Genomic DNA, 17,929 nt, shown 5'->3' with positions numbered 1-17,929 from the left:
GCTAATCATGAAAAAATGGCTATTATTAGTAGGAAGCGTTCTCGGAGCATTTGCCGCTCTTGGCATCTTTTTTACAAATCAAATGATGTACATCCGTAAAAAGACCGACAAAGTTATTATTGACCGCGATACGGAAGATGGCTTTTATGATGAGAAAGTCTATAGCACTCTTCCTAAAGAAGCATTTGTACTTCCTTCTTCTCTAGGCTATAACATAGCTGGGACCGTTATTAAACAACACGATCACAACCGATTTATGATTCTTTCGCATGGAGTCACAGTTCATTCACTGAATTCTATGAAATATGCTCGGCTTTTTCTGAAGCTTGGATGGAACGTCGTTCTTTATGATCATCGCCGTCACGGCAAGTCTGAAGGGAAAACAACGAGCTACGGCTATTATGAAAAGCTGGACCTTCAATCTGTTGTTCACTGGGTAAAAGAACAATTCGGTTCAACTATTTCCCTTGGGATTCACGGGGAGTCTATGGGAGCTGCGACCACTCTTTTGTATGCTGGAATGGAAGACGGAGCTGATTTTTATATTGTCGACTGCCCTTTTTCAGACTTGGAAGAACTTCTTGCCTATCGCTTAAAACAAGATTTCCATCTGCCCAAACAGCTTGTGATGCCAGCAGCCAATATTATTTTAAAATGGCGAGAAGGCTATTCATTTAAAGACGTATCCCCCATTTCAGTCGTAGATCAAATAAAACATCCTGTTCTGTTTATCCATAGTAAAGAAGATGACTATATTCTTCCTAAAATGACGGAGCAGCTGCATGCCAAAAAAATGGGTGCAAAACGGATGTATTTGGCACCTGTAGGCACTCATGCCCGCTCGTATGCTGATAATCCAGGGGAATATGAACAAGTTATTGAATCATTTTTAGAAAAAATACAAAAAGAAGCGCATTAAAGCGCTTCTTTTGTTTTATCGATGAATGACATGCGCGGATTTAAAATTTGAGAAGGACATTTTAGCATAAACGCATATGCACTTTCATTGTAGTCAACCGTCATATTATCATCTAGAAATACTTGCTTTGTTTTTTCGACAAGAACGGGAACAAAATTCGTCTCGATGGTCACATCATCGCTCTCTTTTTCATCAACAATCCATAGCGTCGTTACACCGCTCACCACACAGCCGCATCCATCCGTATCGTATTTCAATTTTAAATATAGTGAAGAATCTTTTCCGTACTTTTCTTGTATTTTTGTTATTGCTTTATCTGTAAAGGTAATATTCATTTTCCTTTAACTCCTTTTAAACTAATTGTATAAACAAACGAAAATTGCTTATATAATGAGTATAATACACATCTTGCTTTCATTAAACTCTGGCGCTTCATATAGGTGTGTACAAAAAGGAGGTTTTTCTATGTCAAGAGTACAAATTAAAGTAATGGATAACGGTTCTTTCCGTGTCACTGGAGACGTTGAATTAATTGATGCAGACGGCAATAAATTTGAAACAAAGCCGACATTTTCACTATGCCGATGTGGCCAGTCGCAAAAGATGCCCTTTTGCGACGGAAATCATAAAGGAAAATTCGACTCTTGTGTGCGCGCTGCAAAAGTTTTAGACGAGCAGTAGATTCATAGAAATACAGCTTTACTGAACGAAAGCATTAACGAAAAACATTGATAACCTGTGATTAAAGCACAGGTTATTTTCTATTAAACGCATCCCCTGCCAATTTTTCTACGAGCCCCGGGGCAAGCTGGTACACCTTCGAACCCATGTTCATCCACTTAGGCAAGTTGACTTCTCGTTTTGGTTTCCCAATAATATTGACCGTTTTTTCAGCTACGTATTGAGGTGTTAACATAAACTTTTCTACACTTTTTTCATAGTTTCCTGACTGATCCGCTATTGAAAAAAAGTTGGTTTGAATAGGACCTGGATTCACTGCGGTTACATAGATATCCGTTTTTGCTAATTCCATTCGCAGGCTGTTGGTAAACCCTAGCACGGCATGTTTAGAAGCTGAATAGCCACTGGATTTAGGCGTTGCCAGTTTGCCTGCTTGAGAAGCAATGTTAATAATATGTCCTTTGTTTTCTTTTAGCATATAAGCTAAAATTTCTTGTGTACATGCAATTAATCCAATAACATTGACTTGAAACATTGATGCAATTGTCGAAATGGATGCTTCTTTCACTTCTTCAAATACACCAAAGCCTGCATTATTAATCAGCACATCAACACGCTTAATTTCACTTATCATTTTCTGAACAACACTTCTGACTTCCTCTACGTTCGCTACGTCAGCTTTATATATGTAAGAGGTAATCCCATACTTTTGATTAATTTGCTCAGCTACTCGCTGCAGCTTTTCTTCTGTACGTGCAAGTAAAACGGGGACGCCCCCTCTTTTGGCCACTTCATAAGCTAAATGTTCTCCAAGACCTCCTGAAGCGCCTGTAATCACGACATGTTGGTTCTTTAACGAGGATTTCAAATATAACACACCTTTTTTGTAAGTTAAGAGCACACAGAATAAATAAGCGTACTTTCCTTTTCATGTGTACTGATTTTATTTGCATCTTCTAAAAAATCGAGCTGACCAATTGTTTCAGAAAGAGTTAGCCCTAGTTCTTTTTCATAAATAGTAGGAAATAGCTGTTTGCAAATATCAAACGCTGTTTGAGGGCGTTCTTTTATCATGCTAAGCACTTTATCCGCTCGGTCGCTTTGCTTTTGTAACCTCTCTTGTACAAGTTCACGGACATGTAATACTTCATCTCCATGACCTGTATAGATACAGCTTATCTCTAAGTCAAGCAGACGTCTTAACGAATGATTATATTGAAGAAGCGTTTTAGGCCGCTCGCCGCTTGGTTTCATAGGAGGTTCAATAAGCGGATTAGATGAAATATGCTTTAACAGCAAATCTCCTCCAATCATAACCGCTGTTTTTTCATTGTATAATGCAATATGGCTTTGAGCATGACCGGGCACTTCAAGCACTTTCCAACTCTCTAGGCCCGGAATGTAATCTCCTTCCTGCACAGAAGTCGTAAGAGAACGGTGACATGAATACTTCATTGATGCTTTTAAACGTTTTAAATAGGGGCGAAATCTTTCATCTACGCCCGCTTTCGTAAAGTGATCTTCAAAAAACGCATCGTACCACTCAAAAAAATCCGGATTCTGAGAGATCCAAGGCTGATTTTTCGCATGACCGACTATGGCGATATCTTTATCAAAAAAATCAAGCATTCCTACGTGATCAGGATGGTGATGAGTTAGGACAACTTGTTTAATATCATCTGGTTTTAATCCTATTTCATTAAGCTTTTCTTTAAATACAGACCACGCTGCCTCCGTTTTAATACCAGCATCGATTAGCGTAACGGTCTGACCTTTTATAACAAAAACATTCACATCTCCTACCGCAAAAGGAGTAGGCAGCACAATTTTATACAATTGCTCATTCATCTGTATTTTTGCTCCTTTACCATCGCATTTTCTTTTAAGTTTACACGATTTTTCCCCTTATTTATACAATTGCTTTCGTTTTCTGAAAATTACATTGACATCCCTCTCTTTTTCATTGCATAATGACAGAAATATAGTGAAGTTTTATTCATATCTTTAGATAACTATGCATTTTATAAAGAAGAGATACACAAACACAAACCTTTAACAGATACTGAAATTTCAGTATCTGTTTTCATTGGATAGCAAATGACTGGAGGAAATTTTAATGAAAACGGATTTAAACATCGCCTTTATTGGAGCTGGATCAATGGCTGAAGCCATGATCTCAGGGCTGCTGTCAGATAAAAAGCTTCGCCCCAATCAAATCACCGTAACAAATCATAGCAGCGATAAAAGACTTCACGAACTTCGAAACGCCTATGGAATTAACATTACGCGTAATCATGCCTTGTTAATAGAAAAAAGCGATATCGTCGTGCTTGCTATTAAACCAAAAGACGTAGCCGAAAGCATCAATACGATTAAGTCCTATATTCGTCCCCATCACCTCGTTCTCTCTGTTTTAGCGGGTGTATCGACTGCCACAATTGTAAACTTGTTTGACCAAGAAGTAGCGGTTGTAAGAGCTATGCCAAATACATCTGCTTCTATTGGATTATCGGCTACAGCCATTGCACCCGGGAAGTTTGCTACAGCGGAGCATATGAGCGTTACTACTGCTTTATTTGAAACGATTGGTACGGTTACAACTGTAGAGGAAGAGCAGCTTCACGCTGTAACAGGACTATCTGGAAGCGGCCCAGCGTATGTCTATTATCTAGTAGAAGCAATGGAAAAAGCAGCTGAAAAACAAGGCTTGGATACGTCAGTGTCAAATGAACTAATTCTTCAAACGCTTATCGGTGCTGCAGAAATGCTGAAACAGTCACCTAAAACACCGGCCGTACTTCGAAAAGAAGTTATGAGTCCTGGAGGTACAACAGAAGCAGGAATCGAACAGCTTATTTCTCATAACTTCCAAGAAGCGATGATGCAGTGTATTGAACAAGCTACCATTCGCTCTAAATATTTAGGAGATACGATTGACGAAAAAATCTCGAGTAAACGTTCGTAAAGGTTCACCTCTTTCTAAAAAAAGAAAGAGGTTTTTTTATGATTAAAAATGGATAAGCAGATTATGTGAAAGATATTTCAATGCGGTGATATAATAACTTTTGTTTAGAGTATCGAAATAATTGGAGGTTAAACCGAATGACAACAAAACTATTTTCACCTTATACAGTGAAAGACGTAACATTAAAAAACCGAATTGTAATGTCACCAATGTGCATGTATTCATGCGAAAAAGAAGACGGAGTAGTAACCGACTTTCATATGGTTCACTACACAACTCGCGCGGTTGGACAAGTAGGTCTCATTATGGTTGAAGCCTCAGCTGTCGTCCCACAAGGTCGTATTTCAGCTCAAGACTTAGGGATTTGGAATGATGAGCAAAGAGATGGATTAACAAAACTTGTGACACAGCTAAAAGAAAACGGTGCAAAAACGGCCATTCAACTTGCACACGCAGGACGTAAAGCAACTGTTGAAGGCGATATTTATGCTCCTTCTGCGATTGCTTTTGATGATAAAAGTAAAAAACCTGTGGAAATGACCACAGAACAAATTCATGAAACGATTTCTGCCTTTAAAGAAAGCGCTCGACGCTCAAAGGAAGCTGGATTTGATATTATCGAGCTTCACGCGGCACACGGTTATTTAGTACATCAATTCCTATCACCGCTAAGCAATAACCGCAGCGACGAATATGGCGGCAGCGCAGAAAACCGCTATCGTTTCTTAAAGGAAATTATTGACGCTGTGAAAACAGAGTGGGACGGTCCTTTATTTGTCCGTGTTTCTGCTTCTGACTATACAGAAGGCGGATTAACAGTCGATGATCACGTTGTATTTGCAAAATGGATGAAAGAACAAGGCGTCGACTTAATTGACGTTAGTTCCGGTGCTCTTGTACATGCTCCAATTAACGTATACCCTGGCTATCAAGTTCCGTTTGCAGATAAAATTAAGCAGCAGGCAAATATTGATACAGGCGCAGTTGGATTAATTACAACTGGACGACAAGCTGAAGAGGTTTTACAAAGCGAACGCGCTGATTTAATTTTTGTTGCGCGCGAACTTCTGCGCGATCCGTACTTCCCGCGCACGGCGGCAAAAGAATTAAATGAAACACTTTCAGCACCCGTTCAGTACGAACGCGGATGGTAAAAAAAGCCGAGGATATCCTCGGCTTTTTTTATGAAATCGTAAACCTTTTTAAGTCTTCTGCTATATCGGTATTCGGAAAAATTTCTTTTGCTCCTTCTGCTAACTGGCTGACTGCGTCTCCTTGGTAACGCGAACTGATATGAGATAAAATAAGACGCTCGGCCGATGCTGTTTTAGCAATTTCAGCGGCTTCTTTTGCAGTAGAATGAAAATAGTTGTAAGCAAGCTCCTCGTCTCCCGCTGCAAACGTAGCTTCATGGATTAACACATTCGCATGCATAGCAAGCTGAACACTTTGCGTGCACCTTCTTGTATCTCCTAAAACCGTGATGACCTTCCCTTTTTTAGGTTCTCCTACAAACTCTTGTCCATTGATTAGACGCCCATCTTTTAATACTACTTCTTTCCCTTCTTTTAACTGCTGATAATGAGGCCCTGGGGGAATATTCATTTCTCTTAAACGCTGAACGTCCAGTGACCCTGGCAAATCTTTTTCGACAACGCGATATCCATAAGATAAAATGCCATGTTCAAGTTTGCCAAACTCCACTGAAAAAGTTTCATCTTCAAAAATCGTTCCACTTTCACTTTCCTCTTCTATTTCAACAACCTCTAGAGGATATTGCAGATGAGTTTGACTTACAGCAAGCGTGACTTCAATAAATTCTTTAATTCCTTTTGGCCCGTATACAGTAAGCAGCGATTCTCCGCCTTGAAACGAACGGCTTCCAAGGAGTCCAGGTAAGCCATAAATATGATCACCGTGAAGGTGCGTAATAAAAATTTTCTCAATTCGTCTCGGTTTAACGGTTGTATGTAAAATTTGATGCTGCGTTGCTTCTCCGCAATCAAAAAGCCACACCGCCCCTCTTTCTTGCAAAAGTTCGAGCGCAAGAGATGAAACATTCCGCTGTTTTGCTGGTACTCCTGCACCCGTTCCTAAAAATAACAATTCCATTTTCTACTTCCTCCTTCACACGCACAAAAAGCCTGTAAGTATATTATACAGGCTTTTTGCAAACTTACCTATTTGATGCTGTCAAGCGCATACGTAATAGTAGCTAATAACAGCTCAATATCACTTTCCTCAATGTTGAGCGGCGGCGAGAGCGTGAGAACATTATTATAGCCGGCTACCGTTGCTCCATTTTTCCCAATAATGACTCCTTTGCTTTTACATTTAGCAATCACTTCATTTACAAGATTAACGTCTAGCGGTTCCTTCGTTTGCTTATCAGCTACAAGTTCAATTCCGATTAAAAGCCCTTTACCTCTTACATCTCCAACGTATGGGTGGCTATCAATAAGCGACGTTAGCTCACTTAATACGTAAGCCCCGAGCTGTTTAGAACGATCAAACAGATTTTCTCTTTCCATAATTTCTAAATTCTTTAATGCCAGTGCACACGCAGCCGGGCTTCCTCCAAATGTATTAACGTGGCGAAAATACTCGTACTGATCGCTATCTTTGAACGCTTCATAGATTTCTTTTTTAACAGCAGTTGCCGAGAGCGGAAGATATGCGCTTGTAATTCCTTTTGCCATGGTAATGATATCTGGTTTTACATCGTAGTTCATAAAACCAAAGGCTTCTCCTGTACGTCCAAAGCCGCAAATAACTTCATCTACAATTAGAAGTGCACCGTGTTTTTCACACGTTTCTTTTACGCCTTTCATATAATTTTGAGGCGGTAAAAGAATTCCTCCACCTGTAATAATTGGCTCCATAATAACAGCGGCAATCGTTTCGCTTAGCTCCCACGTCATGACATTGTCAATATCTTTTACAGATTGAAGCTTCTCTTTTGGCGCATGGTAGTCATCTTGCCCTCGGTATGAATCAGGCGGCGCAACGTGAATAAAGCCAGGAGCAAGCGGTTCATATTTATATTTACGCTGAGCTTGGCCCGTTGCTGCTAGTGCGCCCATTGAATTTCCGTGATACCCTCGGTAACGTGAAATAAATTTGTAGCGGGAGTGCTCTCCTTTTTGCTGATGGTATTGACGCACAATTTTAAAAGCCGTTTCATTTGCTTCAGATCCGCTATTTGAAAAGAAGATAACATAGTCATCACCTAGCATTTCATTTAGCTTCTCTGCTAGTTTGATAGCAGGTACGTGAGATTGAGTGAGCGGAAAATAAGCCAGTTCTTTTAGCTGCTCGTAAGCTGCGAGCGCTAACTCATCCCGTCCATACCCGGTATTTACACACCAAAGCCCTGCCATTGCATCTAAATAGCGATTTCCTTGTTCATCTGTAATCCAAGCACCTTTTGCTTTTGTAGCTACCATCGTTGCATCCGGACTGTATGGTTTCATTCCATGCCATACATACTGCTCATCTTTTGCACGCAGATCTTTTTCATTTTGACTGACCTGTACCATCTTATCCACTCCCAAATCGCTAGCGCGGTATTTTTTTCTGTATGAAAAGACTTCGACAAAATGCCGAAGCCACTTGCTATATTCATCTATATGTTAAAAGTCAAAGCGTGATGTAACCATCTTTTTACGTGTAAAGAAGTTCAAACCGTCTTTGCCGTTTACATGCAAATCTCCGTAAAAAGAGTCTTTCCAGCCGGAGAATGGGAAGAAAGCCATCGTAGCAGGTACTCCTACGTTAATGCCGAGCATACCCGCATCTGCTTCTTCTCTAAATTGACGCACCGCTTTTGCATCTTTTGTATAAATCGTTGCTCCATTTCCAAAACGAGATTTTTCCATATAGCGAAGTGCTTCATCTAATGTGTCAGCGCGAAGCAAGCTTAGTACAGGTGCAAAAATCTCTTCTTTAGCAATGGTCATATCAGGAGTTACGCGGTCAAAAATGGTTGCTCCTAAGAAATTTCCTTCTGCATGTTCATCCATTTCTTTACGTCCGTCACGAATGAGTTCCGCCCCTTCTTTCAGGCCAAGTTCAATATAATCCAGCACCTTATCACGGTGCTCTTTTCGAATCACAGGCGTTAGAAGCACTTCATCATCAAATCCGCTTCCCATAATTAATTCATCTGCTTTTTGCTTTAATTTTGCGACGAATTCATCTCCTTTTTCACCAACTACGACCACGGCGCTGCAAGCCATGCATCGCTGGCCGGCACTTCCATAAGCCGAGCTGATAATATGGGATACCGCTTTATCCATATCGCAGTCTGGCATCACAACATGATGATTTTTAGCTCCGGATAAAGCCTGAACTCGTTTCCCTTGAGCTGCAGCTTGTTCATAAACATACTTTGCTACCGGCTGCGATCCGACGAATGAAATCGCTTTAACTTTTTCGTGCTCTATTAATCCATTCACGACATCATGTGCCCCGTGTACAATATTTAATAATCCATCCGGTGCTCCTGCTTCTGTAAAAAGTTCAGCAAGTCGCGTTGCTAAAAGCGGCGTTCGCTCAGACGGTTTTAATACAAACGTATTTCCACATACAATGGCAAGCGGGAACATCCACAGCGGTACCATCATTGGAAAATTAAAAGGTGTGATGCCTCCGACAACACCAAGTGGGAAACGGAACATTTCAGAATCAATTTCTTCCGCTATGTTATTTAATGATTCTCCCATTAATAAAGTAGGAGCACCCGCAGCAAACTCCACGCATTCAATACCGCGCTGTACTTCACCGTAAGCTTCTTTAAAAGCCTTGCCGTTTTCTTGTACAACTAATTTCGCTAACTCTTCGTGATGCTTAACGAGTAAATGCTGAAACGCAAACATTAATCTTGCTCGTTTTGGAGCAGGAACGTTACGCCATGTTTCAAATGTTTTTTGCGCTGTTTCCACCGCATTGGCTACGTCTTCTTTTGTAGAAAGCGGTACTTTTGCAATTACTTCGCCCGTCGATGGATTAATTACCTCTCCAAATTTTTGCCCTGCCGTATCAACCCATTTTCCGCCCACGTAATTTTTTAAAACTTGCGTATCATTATTCACAACTGACATGTCGCTTGGCCTCCTCAAAAAATAAGAAATGACAAATCTACCTTTATTATTGAATAAATAAATGGTGGTTGCATTAGACAAAATGTGAAACAACTCTAGATTCTCGTTTCACATTTTGCGCAGTGAACTCGGAGAAAGCATGAACTAAAATGAACATATAGTAAAATCATCCTCAACATAAAAAAACAGCTGTTTCCAGCTGCTTACTTATCCGTTTATAAATTCCGCACGCGACTTTTTCATCATAAACAAATATTCATATGCCATAATCATAAATTCAATCGCTAATCGTTTTTCCGGCTCCATAAAATCTTCACCCAGCAGCTTTTCTAGTTTTTCAATGCGGTGATACAGCGTTTGCCGCACAATGTATAAACGCTTAGCCGTCTCTTGTTTAGATCCGTTGCATGCTAAATAAATTTTTAATGTTTCCATGAGTTTTGCATTGTACGTTTCATCATATGTAATAACGGGCTGCAGATATTCAAACACCACTTCCTGTAAGTCTTCATGCTGATGTAAAAGCGAAATAATTCGGTACATATGCAAATCATCATAAAAATGAATAATGGTTTGTTTTTGCAGCATTTCTTGAATCGAAATCGTTTCTTTAGCCGTTTCATAGCTTTTATGCATACAGTCAAGCTGTTCACAGTATTGGCCAATTCCGATAAAGCTAATGGCGTTCCGCTTTGAGTTTTCATCCGATTCGTATTGATTCATCCAGCGGTGAAGGCTGCTTTCTAATCTCTCTCTCCACGTGCTAACCATTCGTTTGTTCAAAAGAATAAATAACACTTCGCGATTTCGCTCGGAGACTAATAAGTGAAAGCCTTCTTGTTCAAAGATGCTTCGTAAGATCAGCTTAAAATACGTTCGATCAAACTTTTCCCGTCTTTGCCACTTACAGCAAACAACGATACCCCCGCGAATAGGAGAATCTGAACACACCTCGTGCATAGAATCTTTTATTTGTTCAAGAGTTAGCTCTCCGTTCATCCATTTCGTCATCCATTCAGTTTCATCTACTCTTTTTTTCTCTTCGACATACAAGTCCTTCAAAAAATGCTGAGCAAGTGCAGTTGCCGTCCGGTCAACGGTGAGCACTTCAAGTTCTGTTAACGCTTCATTTATAGAGGCGACATACAGCTGAGCATAATCTTGTCCTAATAAATGAATAGGCTGCTCAGTAAAATGCGGACTCTCATTTTCCCTGCTTATATAATGAAGTAGAAGCTGCTGTTTGAGTAAGTCCATCTCCGGAGCAAAGGTAAGTAATTCATTTGAAACTTTAAGGCCGACAAGAAGCCCCGTAGATTCATATAAACACTGTAAGATAACGGCCGGGTCATTAACTGTTAACAGCAGCTGATTTAGCCGATGAGAATACTGTTCTAAATCGGAAATCATTTGATAATGCTGATTAATTAAAAGTGAGTGAACATCTTGCGTAATTTCAACGAACGGAACTTCTTCGTGAAATAAAATAATCGGAAAATCACATTCGTTCGCTTTATCAATGACAATTTGCGGAATCTTAGAAGTATAAGTGCCAAGTTCAATACACAGTCCTGATGCCTTACAAGAAATTAATTGCTGAAGAAATGATAAACAAGATTGAGGATCTTCTCCCCAGCCTACCCCTGTTGATAAAATGAGCTCGTTTCCTTTTAGCAGCTCATTAATGCGCGTCACTTCCATCACGTGCACCCACTTCACAGAATTAGTAAGCCCTTTCTCTCCAGCTATTACTTCACAGTTTACAAAATGTTTCCTTGTTAAAATCTCTGTTACTGTTAAATATGATTTCAAGTCAACACCGCCCCTAGCGAATTTCACATCATGTCTCCTGGATCATTAACGCGTATTTCGCATATGTGTAGAACAAAAGCTATATCTTCTTACATTATATTAAATATTTAGAAGAAATAAAATATTTAATAAAAGAAACGAAAAAAGCTGTAACGATAATGGATCGTTACAGCTTCTGAGCCGTTTGCTGTAATTTATTAAAAAAACCGTGGCGCTTAACCGCTTGTTCTTTAATTCGGTGAATTTCTTTTTTATAAAAACGCAAATCTTGTAGTGACACTGCATTTAACATTTCCATTTTTAATTTATCAATAATTTTTGTTTCTTCTTGTGTCATACACTGCGTAGCTTGATCCATCCGTGTCACACCCTTTTTATATTTAATAGATTTATTGTGAAAACGTTCTACTATAATATTTACTACAATTTACTAGATAACTAAACCTTTTCTCTTTCGATGTAAACGAAATGTAACAACTGTAATACAGTCAATGGATAATATCTAGTTATTTTGTTTCACATCCAAAACGAAAAAAACACAAAAACGGATCACTTTTGTCAGCCAATATAGTAAAAAACTTATAGGTCTTAGTAAACAAAGAAAGGGATTGAGACATAACTAAATTACTTCCATCAACATCTAGGAGCACCTGCATACGTGAAACCTACGTTCACCCTACCAATAAAAAAATCCGAACGATTCATCGTTCGGATCTTCCTTCAGCTAAAATAATTTTGTCTCAGCCTTCGTTTTTATACTTGTTGAATCAGTACGGATGAAAAATACTTTCTAGCATCCGCCGTCAATATATGAAGCGTTTCTTGTTCGGTTTGATTCTTTTCGATGCGTTCAAACGTCACAAACGCCCCGCTTAGATTCTCTGTTACAGCCGTTATTTTAAATCCTTTTTGTAGCAAAAAATCAATCTTTTCCCGCTCTGCCATATATTCATGGTAACTTGACATTCCCCTGCCTCCAATCTATTTTGGCATCTGTTTTTATAACGTTAATTTTTCAGCTTCGTTAGCCGTGTTTAACTCATTAAACTTTGCTCTTTTTGTATACTGTCCATAGCCTTTTTGACCGACAAACTGCTTATCTTTTACGACAAATTCTCCTCGGCAAAGCACTGAAACCGGCTCACCTGTAACTTTCATTCCCTCAAATGCGCTATAATCAACTGCCATATGATGCGTTTTAGCTGAAATCGCACGTTCAACAGAAGGGTCAAATATAAGCAGATCCGCGTCTGCACCAACTGCTATCGTTCCTTTTTTCGGATACAGTCCGAACAGCTTCGCGATTTTTGTTGATGTTATATCCACAAACTGATTGATATCAATTCGGTTTTTCACTACTCCTTCTGAAAATAAAAGGCTCATGCGATCCTCAATAATAGGTCCTCCGTTTGGAATCTTTGTAAAATCTCCTTTTCCTAGATCTTTTTGACCGTTAAAATCAAACGAGCACTGATCTGATCCAATCGTTTGCAAGTCGCCATTACGCAGGGCATTCCACAAAACATCTTGGTTCCATTTTTCACGTAAAGGCGGCGACCATACGTATTTTGCTCCTTCAAAATCCGGTTTCTCTAAATAGGTTTGGTCAAGCGTCAAATACTGCGGACACGTTTCGCCCCAGATATTTACGCCTTTTTCCCTTGCTTCAGCAATCTTTTTAACTGCTTCAGCGCAAGATACGTGAACAACATAGAGCTGTGAGTCAGCAAGCTCGGTTAGCACTGCGGCTCTTCCCGTAGCTTCTCCTTCTATTTCCGGAGGACGAGTGAGTGCATGATAGATAGGATCAGTTTGTCCTTGCTCCAGCGCTTTTGCCGTTAAATACTCAATAACATCTCCATTTTCAGCATGTACCATCACAAGCGCCCCTAGTTTTTTAGCTTGCACTAGCGTTTGGTAAAGGGTAGCATCGTCTGCTTGAAAAACATTTTTATAGGCCATGAACACTTTAAAAGAAGTAATTCCTTCTTTTTCAATAATCGTAGGAAGCTCATTTAATACATCTTCCGTGATTTCTCCAATCATTAGATGAAAGCTGTAATCGATAGCCGCTTTTCCTTTTGATTTTTCATGCCATGTGCCGATCGCTTTTTGGAGCGGTTCGCCTTTATTGGTTAAGCAAAAATCAATAACAGTTGTCGTACCTCCAAAAGCTGCTGCTCTTGTACCTGTTTCAAAGTCGTCTTTTGTAACGGTCCCTCCAAACGGCATATCTAAATGAGTATGGGGATCGATGCCTCCTGGGAATACATAGTTGCCTTTTGCATCAATTACTTCGCATCCCTGTTCTTCAAAAGCTGAGCCAATTGCCGAAATCAATCCATTTTCAATTAAAATATCGGCTTTATACGTATCTGTTGCTGTGACTATGACACCATTTTTAACGATTTTCTTCATTTCTTCATCCCCTTTGTGTTTATACGTCCAATCGCTGTGCAGCCGTCGCTTGTAAAGCAGCTTGGCGTTCATTCCACGTCATTGGCGGTTGTTCATTTGGTAATTCAACCATGGATATAGCTCCGTCCACAGGACATACAATCGAACATAAATTACAGCCTACACAATCTTCTTCTCGTACTTTTAAATAAGGTTTCCCTGAAGGATCTTTCAACATATCAATACATTGGTGAGAAGTATCTTCACAAGAAATATGACACTTATTGCAGTTAATACACGTATCAGGGTCGATGCGAGCCACTACTTTATAATTGAGATCTAAGTTGCCCCAGTCGGAATATTTTGAAACGGCTTTCCCTACAATATCGCTTACTTTTTCGATTCCTCTTTCATCCAAGTAATAGTTGAGACCTTGAATCATATCCTCTACAATGCGGAATCCGTGATGCATAGCAGCTGTACATACTTGCACACCTGTAGCACCCATGAGCATAAATTCCACTGCTTCTTGCCAGTTCGAAACGCCTCCCATACCAGATATTGGAACGTTAATAAACGGACTTCTTGCACATTCAGCAACCATGTTTAATGCAATCGGCTTAACAGCCGGGCCGCAATAGCCTCCGTGAGCGCCTTTTCCCGCTACGTGTGGAATTGTATTCCATGAATGAATGTCTACTCCTGCTAAACTATTAATGGTGTTAATCATACTAACAGCGTCGGCACCACCTCGAACCGCTGCTTCTGCTGTAACGGTAATATCTGTGATATTTGGGGTTAGCTTAACAATGACCGGCGTTTGGGCTACTTCTTTGGCCCAATACGTTTGTTTTTCAACTAAATCAGGGACTTGCCCAGAGGCAGCACCCATCCCTCGTTCTGCCATTCCATGCGGACAGCCAAAGTTCAGCTCTAATCCATCTACTCCTACATCTTCTACTTTTTTGACAATCTCATGCCATTTTTCTTGCTGAGGCTCTACCATAAGAGAGGCAATAATTGCGTGGTTAGGAAACTTCTTTTTCGTTTCATAGATTTCCTTCAAATTAACTTCAAGCGGACGATCGGTGATTAGCTCAATATTGTTAAAGCCGGCTACGCGCTGACCGTTGAAGCCAACGGCAGCAAATCGAGATGAAACATTTAAAATCGGATCACCAAGCGTTTTCCAAACTGCGCCTCCCCATCCTGCTTCAAATGCACGCTGCACTTGATAACCTGAATTGGTTGGCGGTGCGGATGCCAGCCAAAACGGATTTGGTGATTGAATACCTGCTAAATTTGTTGTTAAATCTGCCATAGATTTCTCCTCCTCCTGATTTTAAGCTGTTTCCATTGTTTCTTTTGTTAACTGCATATGAATATTTAACGCCGTTTGTTTTCCTTGCTGAGCAGCGGTCACAACCATTGCTTCTCCTTGTCCTTTACCAAAAATGACGTCTCCGCAAGCAAATACTTTTGGATTTGATGTTTGGAACGTCTCTTGATTGATTAAGACAACTCCGTCTTCATGGTTCAGCTGGAATTGTTGAATCAAGGACAGGTAACGTTCTTGACCAATTGCTTTAACAACAGCATCCACTGGAATGGTAAACGTTGAACCTTCAACCGGAACAGGCTTCCTGCGGCCGTCTGCATCTGGATCTGTTAGGGTCATTTTTACGCATTCAATTCCGCTCACCTTACCATTTTCATCTCCAATAATTCGTATAGGAGCCGTTAACCAGCGGAATTCAACACCATCTTGTTTCGCAAATTCAAATTCAAAATCATATGCCGTCATTTCTTCTCTTGTACGACGGTATAAAATTTGAACATTTTCAGCTCCTAAGCGCACGGAACACGTAGCACCATCAATCGCAGTATTTCCCGCACCAATGACGGCTACACGCTTACCAACAAATTCTGTTGATAGCGCTTTTGACTTCGTTTTTTTCACAAAATCAATCGCATCATACACACCGTCTAGCTCTTCACCTTCAACATGTAGAGAAGGCACCTTACTCATACCAATAGCTAATACAACCGCGTCATATGACTGCAGTAATTCGCTTGGAAGAATATCTTCTCCAATTCTTACGTTTGTTTTAATTTTTACATCTAAGCTTTTTACTTGTTCAACTTCCCAGAATGAAATCGCTTGAGGAAGACGGAACGACACGATTCCATATGTATTTAACCCTCCTGCTTGTTTTTCCGCTTCAAAAATGGTTACGTCGTACCCGAATCGGGCCAGTTCTCTTGCTGCAGAGAGACCAGCCGGACCTCCCCCAACAATCGCTACCTTTTTGCCGTTGGCTTTTCCTTTCTCAAACAGCACCTGTTCATTTTGAATAGCCCAATCCGTTGCGTAGCGCTGCAAATCTCCAATCATAATTGGTTTGGTTGAATGGTTTAGCACACACGCTCCTTCACATAGTTCATCGGTTGGACAGACTCTCGAACAGCTTGCTCCTACTGGATTCGAAGACATAATCGTTTCGGCAGAGCCCTTTAAATTGCCCGATGCAATTTTTTTAATAAACGTCGGGATGTCAATTCCTGTAGGGCATGCCTGAATACAGGGTGCATCATAACAGTACAAACATCGATTAGATTCTTCGACTGCTTCTCTATTGGACAACCCTTTTTCTACTTCATTAAAGTTTTGAATGATGGACTGCAAACTTTCCGGTGATCGCATTGCATCAACCTCCCAAGAATATCTGTTGATAAAACTTAAATTGAAAGCGCTTACATATTTTTTATATACGTTATTTTCAACTTCTACTTTGTAAAATGTATTACTAACTTTATTGTACAAAACGACCGTCTTTTCTTCATTATACATTATGTTAAAAAATTCAGACTATTTACTATTCACTATGTAAAAAGCCTTGCTTTTATATAAAAGCAAGGCTGCAACTATTATTTTGCTACTTCTTTAATAATCGACACTACTAGTTCAGATGTCTTCACCAGTTCTTCTACCGGAATTTTTTCATTGGTTGTATGAATGTCTTCATAACCAACTGCTAAATTTACTGTTGGGATATCAAAGCCTGCGATTACATTTGCATCGCTTCCGCCTCCGCTTTGAAGCAGGCGTGAAGGGCGATCGATATTAGCCACAGCTTTTTTAGCAACTTCGACAACATGATCTCCATCGCCAAATTTAAAGCCTGGATACATCACTTTAATATCAACTTCTGCACGTCCGCCCATTTCTTGTGCAGCTGTTTCAAACGCTTCTTTCATTTTCGCTACTTGTGCTTCCATTTTTTCTGGAATTAATGAACGAGCTTCTGCTAAAATATCGACGCGGTCACACACGATATTCGTTTGCGTTCCACCTTCAAAACGTCCAATATTCGCTGTAGTCTCTTCATCAATACGTCCAAGCGGCATTTTAGAAATGGCTCTTGAAGCAATCGTAATAGCAGAAACGCCTCGTTCAGGAGCTACACCCGCATGAGCTGTTTTTCCATAAATTGTTGCATTTACTTTTGCTTGCGTCGGCGCAGCAACAATAATGTCTCCCACTTTGCCATCGCTATCTAAAGCATAGCCGAATTTTGCCGTTACGAGACTAGAATCAAGAGCTTTAGCACCCACTAAGCCAGATTCTTCTCCTACTGTAATAATAAATTCAATTTTGCCGTGCGCGATGTTTTCTTCTTTTAATACGGTGATTGCTTCTAGCATTGCTGCTAAGCCTGCTTTATCATCCGCTCCAAGAATTGTCGTGCCGTCACTTTTAATATAGCCATCTTCAATAGATGGTTTAATACCATTTCCAGGTACGACTGTATCCATATGAGAAGTAAAGTAGATTGTGTCTACGCCTTCTTTTGTAGCTGGCAGTGTGCAGATTAAGTTGTTGGCTCCGTGGCCTGTTTTTTCTTTGGCATCATCTTCTACTACTTCCACGCCTAATGCGGTAAATTTTTCTTTTAGTACAACAGCGATTTTTTCTTCATGCTTTGTTTCTGAGTCTACTTGTACTAATTCAATAAATAAATCAACGATTCGTTGTTCATTAATCATAATATG

General features: G+C 40.0%; 17 protein-coding genes. 4 read left to right on the top strand and 13 right to left on the bottom strand.

Annotation, left to right across the window (positions count from 1 at the left end; genetic code table 11):
* Nucleotides 1-7: 7 nt before the first annotated feature.
* Nucleotides 8-919 carry an alpha/beta hydrolase gene (locus tag SCI76_RS18495; RefSeq protein WP_033579727.1) on the top strand — a complete coding sequence of 304 codons (912 nt, stop codon included), beginning with the start codon at nucleotides 8-10 and terminating at the stop codon, nucleotides 917-919.
* Here the strand turns inward: SCI76_RS18495 and SCI76_RS18490 are convergent.
* Complete coding sequence (locus SCI76_RS18490) at nucleotides 916-1,254, bottom strand: iron-sulfur cluster biosynthesis family protein (protein ID WP_028411559.1); 339 nt, start codon at nucleotides 1,252-1,254, stop codon at nucleotides 916-918. The two genes, SCI76_RS18495 and SCI76_RS18490, sit on opposite strands and share 4 nt — an antisense overlap.
* Nucleotides 1,255-1,384: 130 nt before the next feature.
* On the opposite strand from SCI76_RS18490, the gene SCI76_RS18485 reads away from it, so the two are divergent.
* Nucleotides 1,385-1,600, top strand: coding sequence for a CDGSH iron-sulfur domain-containing protein (locus SCI76_RS18485; RefSeq protein WP_048019788.1), 216 nt, complete (start codon nucleotides 1,385-1,387; stop codon nucleotides 1,598-1,600).
* A gap of 73 nt (nucleotides 1,601-1,673) precedes the next feature.
* On the opposite strand, the gene SCI76_RS18480 is transcribed toward SCI76_RS18485, so the two are convergent.
* Both SCI76_RS18480 and SCI76_RS18475 read right to left on the bottom strand, forming a co-directional pair.
* Entirely contained in the window at nucleotides 1,674-2,468 is a 795-nt protein-coding gene (locus tag SCI76_RS18480; protein ID WP_047749858.1) for an SDR family oxidoreductase, read from the bottom strand.
* A 23-nt stretch (nucleotides 2,469-2,491) separates the two neighbouring features.
* Entirely contained in the window at nucleotides 2,492-3,448 is a 957-nt protein-coding gene (locus tag SCI76_RS18475) for an MBL fold metallo-hydrolase (RefSeq protein WP_063248542.1), read from the bottom strand.
* A gap of 268 nt (nucleotides 3,449-3,716) precedes the next feature.
* Here SCI76_RS18475 and proI point away from each other — a divergent pair, with 268 nt between their 5' ends.
* Nucleotides 3,717-4,565 carry a pyrroline-5-carboxylate reductase ProI gene (gene proI / locus SCI76_RS18470; protein WP_063248541.1) on the top strand — a complete coding sequence of 283 codons (849 nt, stop codon included), beginning with the start codon at nucleotides 3,717-3,719 and terminating at the stop codon, nucleotides 4,563-4,565.
* A 137-nt stretch (nucleotides 4,566-4,702) separates the two neighbouring features.
* On the top strand, nucleotides 4,703-5,719 hold the full coding sequence (namA, locus tag SCI76_RS18465; RefSeq protein WP_407544071.1) for an NADPH dehydrogenase NamA: 1,017 nt from the start codon (nucleotides 4,703-4,705) through the stop codon (nucleotides 5,717-5,719).
* Between the two features lie 28 nt (nucleotides 5,720-5,747).
* On the opposite strand, the gene rnz is transcribed toward namA, so the two are convergent.
* From rnz to SCI76_RS18415, 10 genes are all read right to left on the bottom strand, one after another.
* Entirely contained in the window at nucleotides 5,748-6,677 is a 930-nt protein-coding gene (gene rnz / locus SCI76_RS18460; RefSeq protein ID WP_033579725.1) for a ribonuclease Z, read from the bottom strand.
* A 68-nt stretch (nucleotides 6,678-6,745) separates the two neighbouring features.
* Nucleotides 6,746-8,104, bottom strand: a complete 1,359-nt coding sequence (locus SCI76_RS18455) for an aspartate aminotransferase family protein (RefSeq protein WP_063248540.1) — start codon at nucleotides 8,102-8,104, stop codon at nucleotides 6,746-6,748.
* A 93-nt stretch (nucleotides 8,105-8,197) separates the two neighbouring features.
* Nucleotides 8,198-9,667 (bottom strand): CoA-acylating methylmalonate-semialdehyde dehydrogenase, encoded by a 1,470-nt coding sequence (locus SCI76_RS18450; protein WP_063248539.1) that lies wholly within the window; start codon nucleotides 9,665-9,667, stop codon nucleotides 8,198-8,200.
* A gap of 207 nt (nucleotides 9,668-9,874) precedes the next feature.
* Nucleotides 9,875-11,506, bottom strand: a complete 1,632-nt coding sequence (locus SCI76_RS18445) for a PucR family transcriptional regulator (RefSeq protein ID WP_098112926.1) — start codon at nucleotides 11,504-11,506, stop codon at nucleotides 9,875-9,877.
* Between the two features lie 139 nt (nucleotides 11,507-11,645).
* The gene (locus SCI76_RS18440) at nucleotides 11,646-11,837 is read right to left on the bottom strand and encodes a hypothetical protein (protein WP_013059103.1); all 192 of its coding nucleotides are present in this window, start codon (nucleotides 11,835-11,837) and stop codon (nucleotides 11,646-11,648) included.
* Between the two features lie 395 nt (nucleotides 11,838-12,232).
* Entirely contained in the window at nucleotides 12,233-12,445 is a 213-nt protein-coding gene (locus tag SCI76_RS18435) for a hypothetical protein (RefSeq protein WP_048019782.1), read from the bottom strand.
* 33 nt (nucleotides 12,446-12,478) lie between these two features.
* Entirely contained in the window at nucleotides 12,479-13,897 is a 1,419-nt protein-coding gene (gene hydA, locus SCI76_RS18430) for a dihydropyrimidinase (protein ID WP_407544067.1), read from the bottom strand.
* 19 nt (nucleotides 13,898-13,916) lie between these two features.
* Entirely contained in the window at nucleotides 13,917-15,197 is a 1,281-nt protein-coding gene (gene preA / locus SCI76_RS18425) for an NAD-dependent dihydropyrimidine dehydrogenase subunit PreA (RefSeq protein WP_028411570.1), read from the bottom strand.
* 21 nt (nucleotides 15,198-15,218) lie between these two features.
* Nucleotides 15,219-16,580, bottom strand: coding sequence for an NAD(P)-dependent oxidoreductase (locus tag SCI76_RS18420; protein ID WP_034270985.1), 1,362 nt, complete (start codon nucleotides 16,578-16,580; stop codon nucleotides 15,219-15,221).
* Nucleotides 16,581-16,804: 224 nt separating this feature from the next.
* Nucleotides 16,805-17,923 (bottom strand): tripeptidase T, encoded by a 1,119-nt coding sequence (locus tag SCI76_RS18415; RefSeq protein ID WP_013084962.1) that lies wholly within the window; start codon nucleotides 17,921-17,923, stop codon nucleotides 16,805-16,807.
* Between the last annotated feature and the right edge of the window lie 6 nt (nucleotides 17,924-17,929).

The organism is Priestia sp. HNGD-A6 (assembly GCF_045784335.1).
GTDB lineage: Bacteria > Bacillota > Bacilli > Bacillales > Bacillaceae_H > Priestia > Priestia zanthoxyli.
This window is presented reverse-complemented; position numbering and strand designations above follow the sequence as displayed.

Coding starts and splice junctions, on each gene's coding strand:
- SCI76_RS18495 (WP_033579727.1), top strand. CDS start 8: ATGAAAAAATGGCTATTATTAGTAGGAAGCGTTCTCGGAGCATTTGCC.
- SCI76_RS18490 (WP_028411559.1), bottom strand. CDS start 1,254: ATGAATATTACCTTTACAGATAAAGCAATAACAAAAATACAAGAAAAG.
- SCI76_RS18485 (WP_048019788.1), top strand. CDS start 1,385: ATGTCAAGAGTACAAATTAAAGTAATGGATAACGGTTCTTTCCGTGTC.
- SCI76_RS18475 (WP_063248542.1), bottom strand. CDS start 3,448: ATGAATGAGCAATTGTATAAAATTGTGCTGCCTACTCCTTTTGCGGTA.
- proI (WP_063248541.1), top strand. CDS start 3,717: ATGAAAACGGATTTAAACATCGCCTTTATTGGAGCTGGATCAATGGCT.
- namA (WP_407544071.1), top strand. CDS start 4,703: ATGACAACAAAACTATTTTCACCTTATACAGTGAAAGACGTAACATTA.
- rnz (WP_033579725.1), bottom strand. CDS start 6,677: ATGGAATTGTTATTTTTAGGAACGGGTGCAGGAGTACCAGCAAAACAG.
- SCI76_RS18455 (WP_063248540.1), bottom strand. CDS start 8,104: ATGGTACAGGTCAGTCAAAATGAAAAAGATCTGCGTGCAAAAGATGAG.
- SCI76_RS18450 (WP_063248539.1), bottom strand. CDS start 9,667: ATGTCAGTTGTGAATAATGATACGCAAGTTTTAAAAAATTACGTGGGC.
- SCI76_RS18440 (WP_013059103.1), bottom strand. CDS start 11,837: ATGGATCAAGCTACGCAGTGTATGACACAAGAAGAAACAAAAATTATT.
- SCI76_RS18435 (WP_048019782.1), bottom strand. CDS start 12,445: ATGTCAAGTTACCATGAATATATGGCAGAGCGGGAAAAGATTGATTTT.
- hydA (WP_407544067.1), bottom strand. CDS start 13,897: ATGAAGAAAATCGTTAAAAATGGTGTCATAGTCACAGCAACAGATACG.
- preA (WP_028411570.1), bottom strand. CDS start 15,197: ATGGCAGATTTAACAACAAATTTAGCAGGTATTCAATCACCAAATCCG.
- SCI76_RS18420 (WP_034270985.1), bottom strand. CDS start 16,580: ATGCGATCACCGGAAAGTTTGCAGTCCATCATTCAAAACTTTAATGAA.
- SCI76_RS18415 (WP_013084962.1), bottom strand. CDS start 17,923: ATGATTAATGAACAACGAATCGTTGATTTATTTATTGAATTAGTACAA.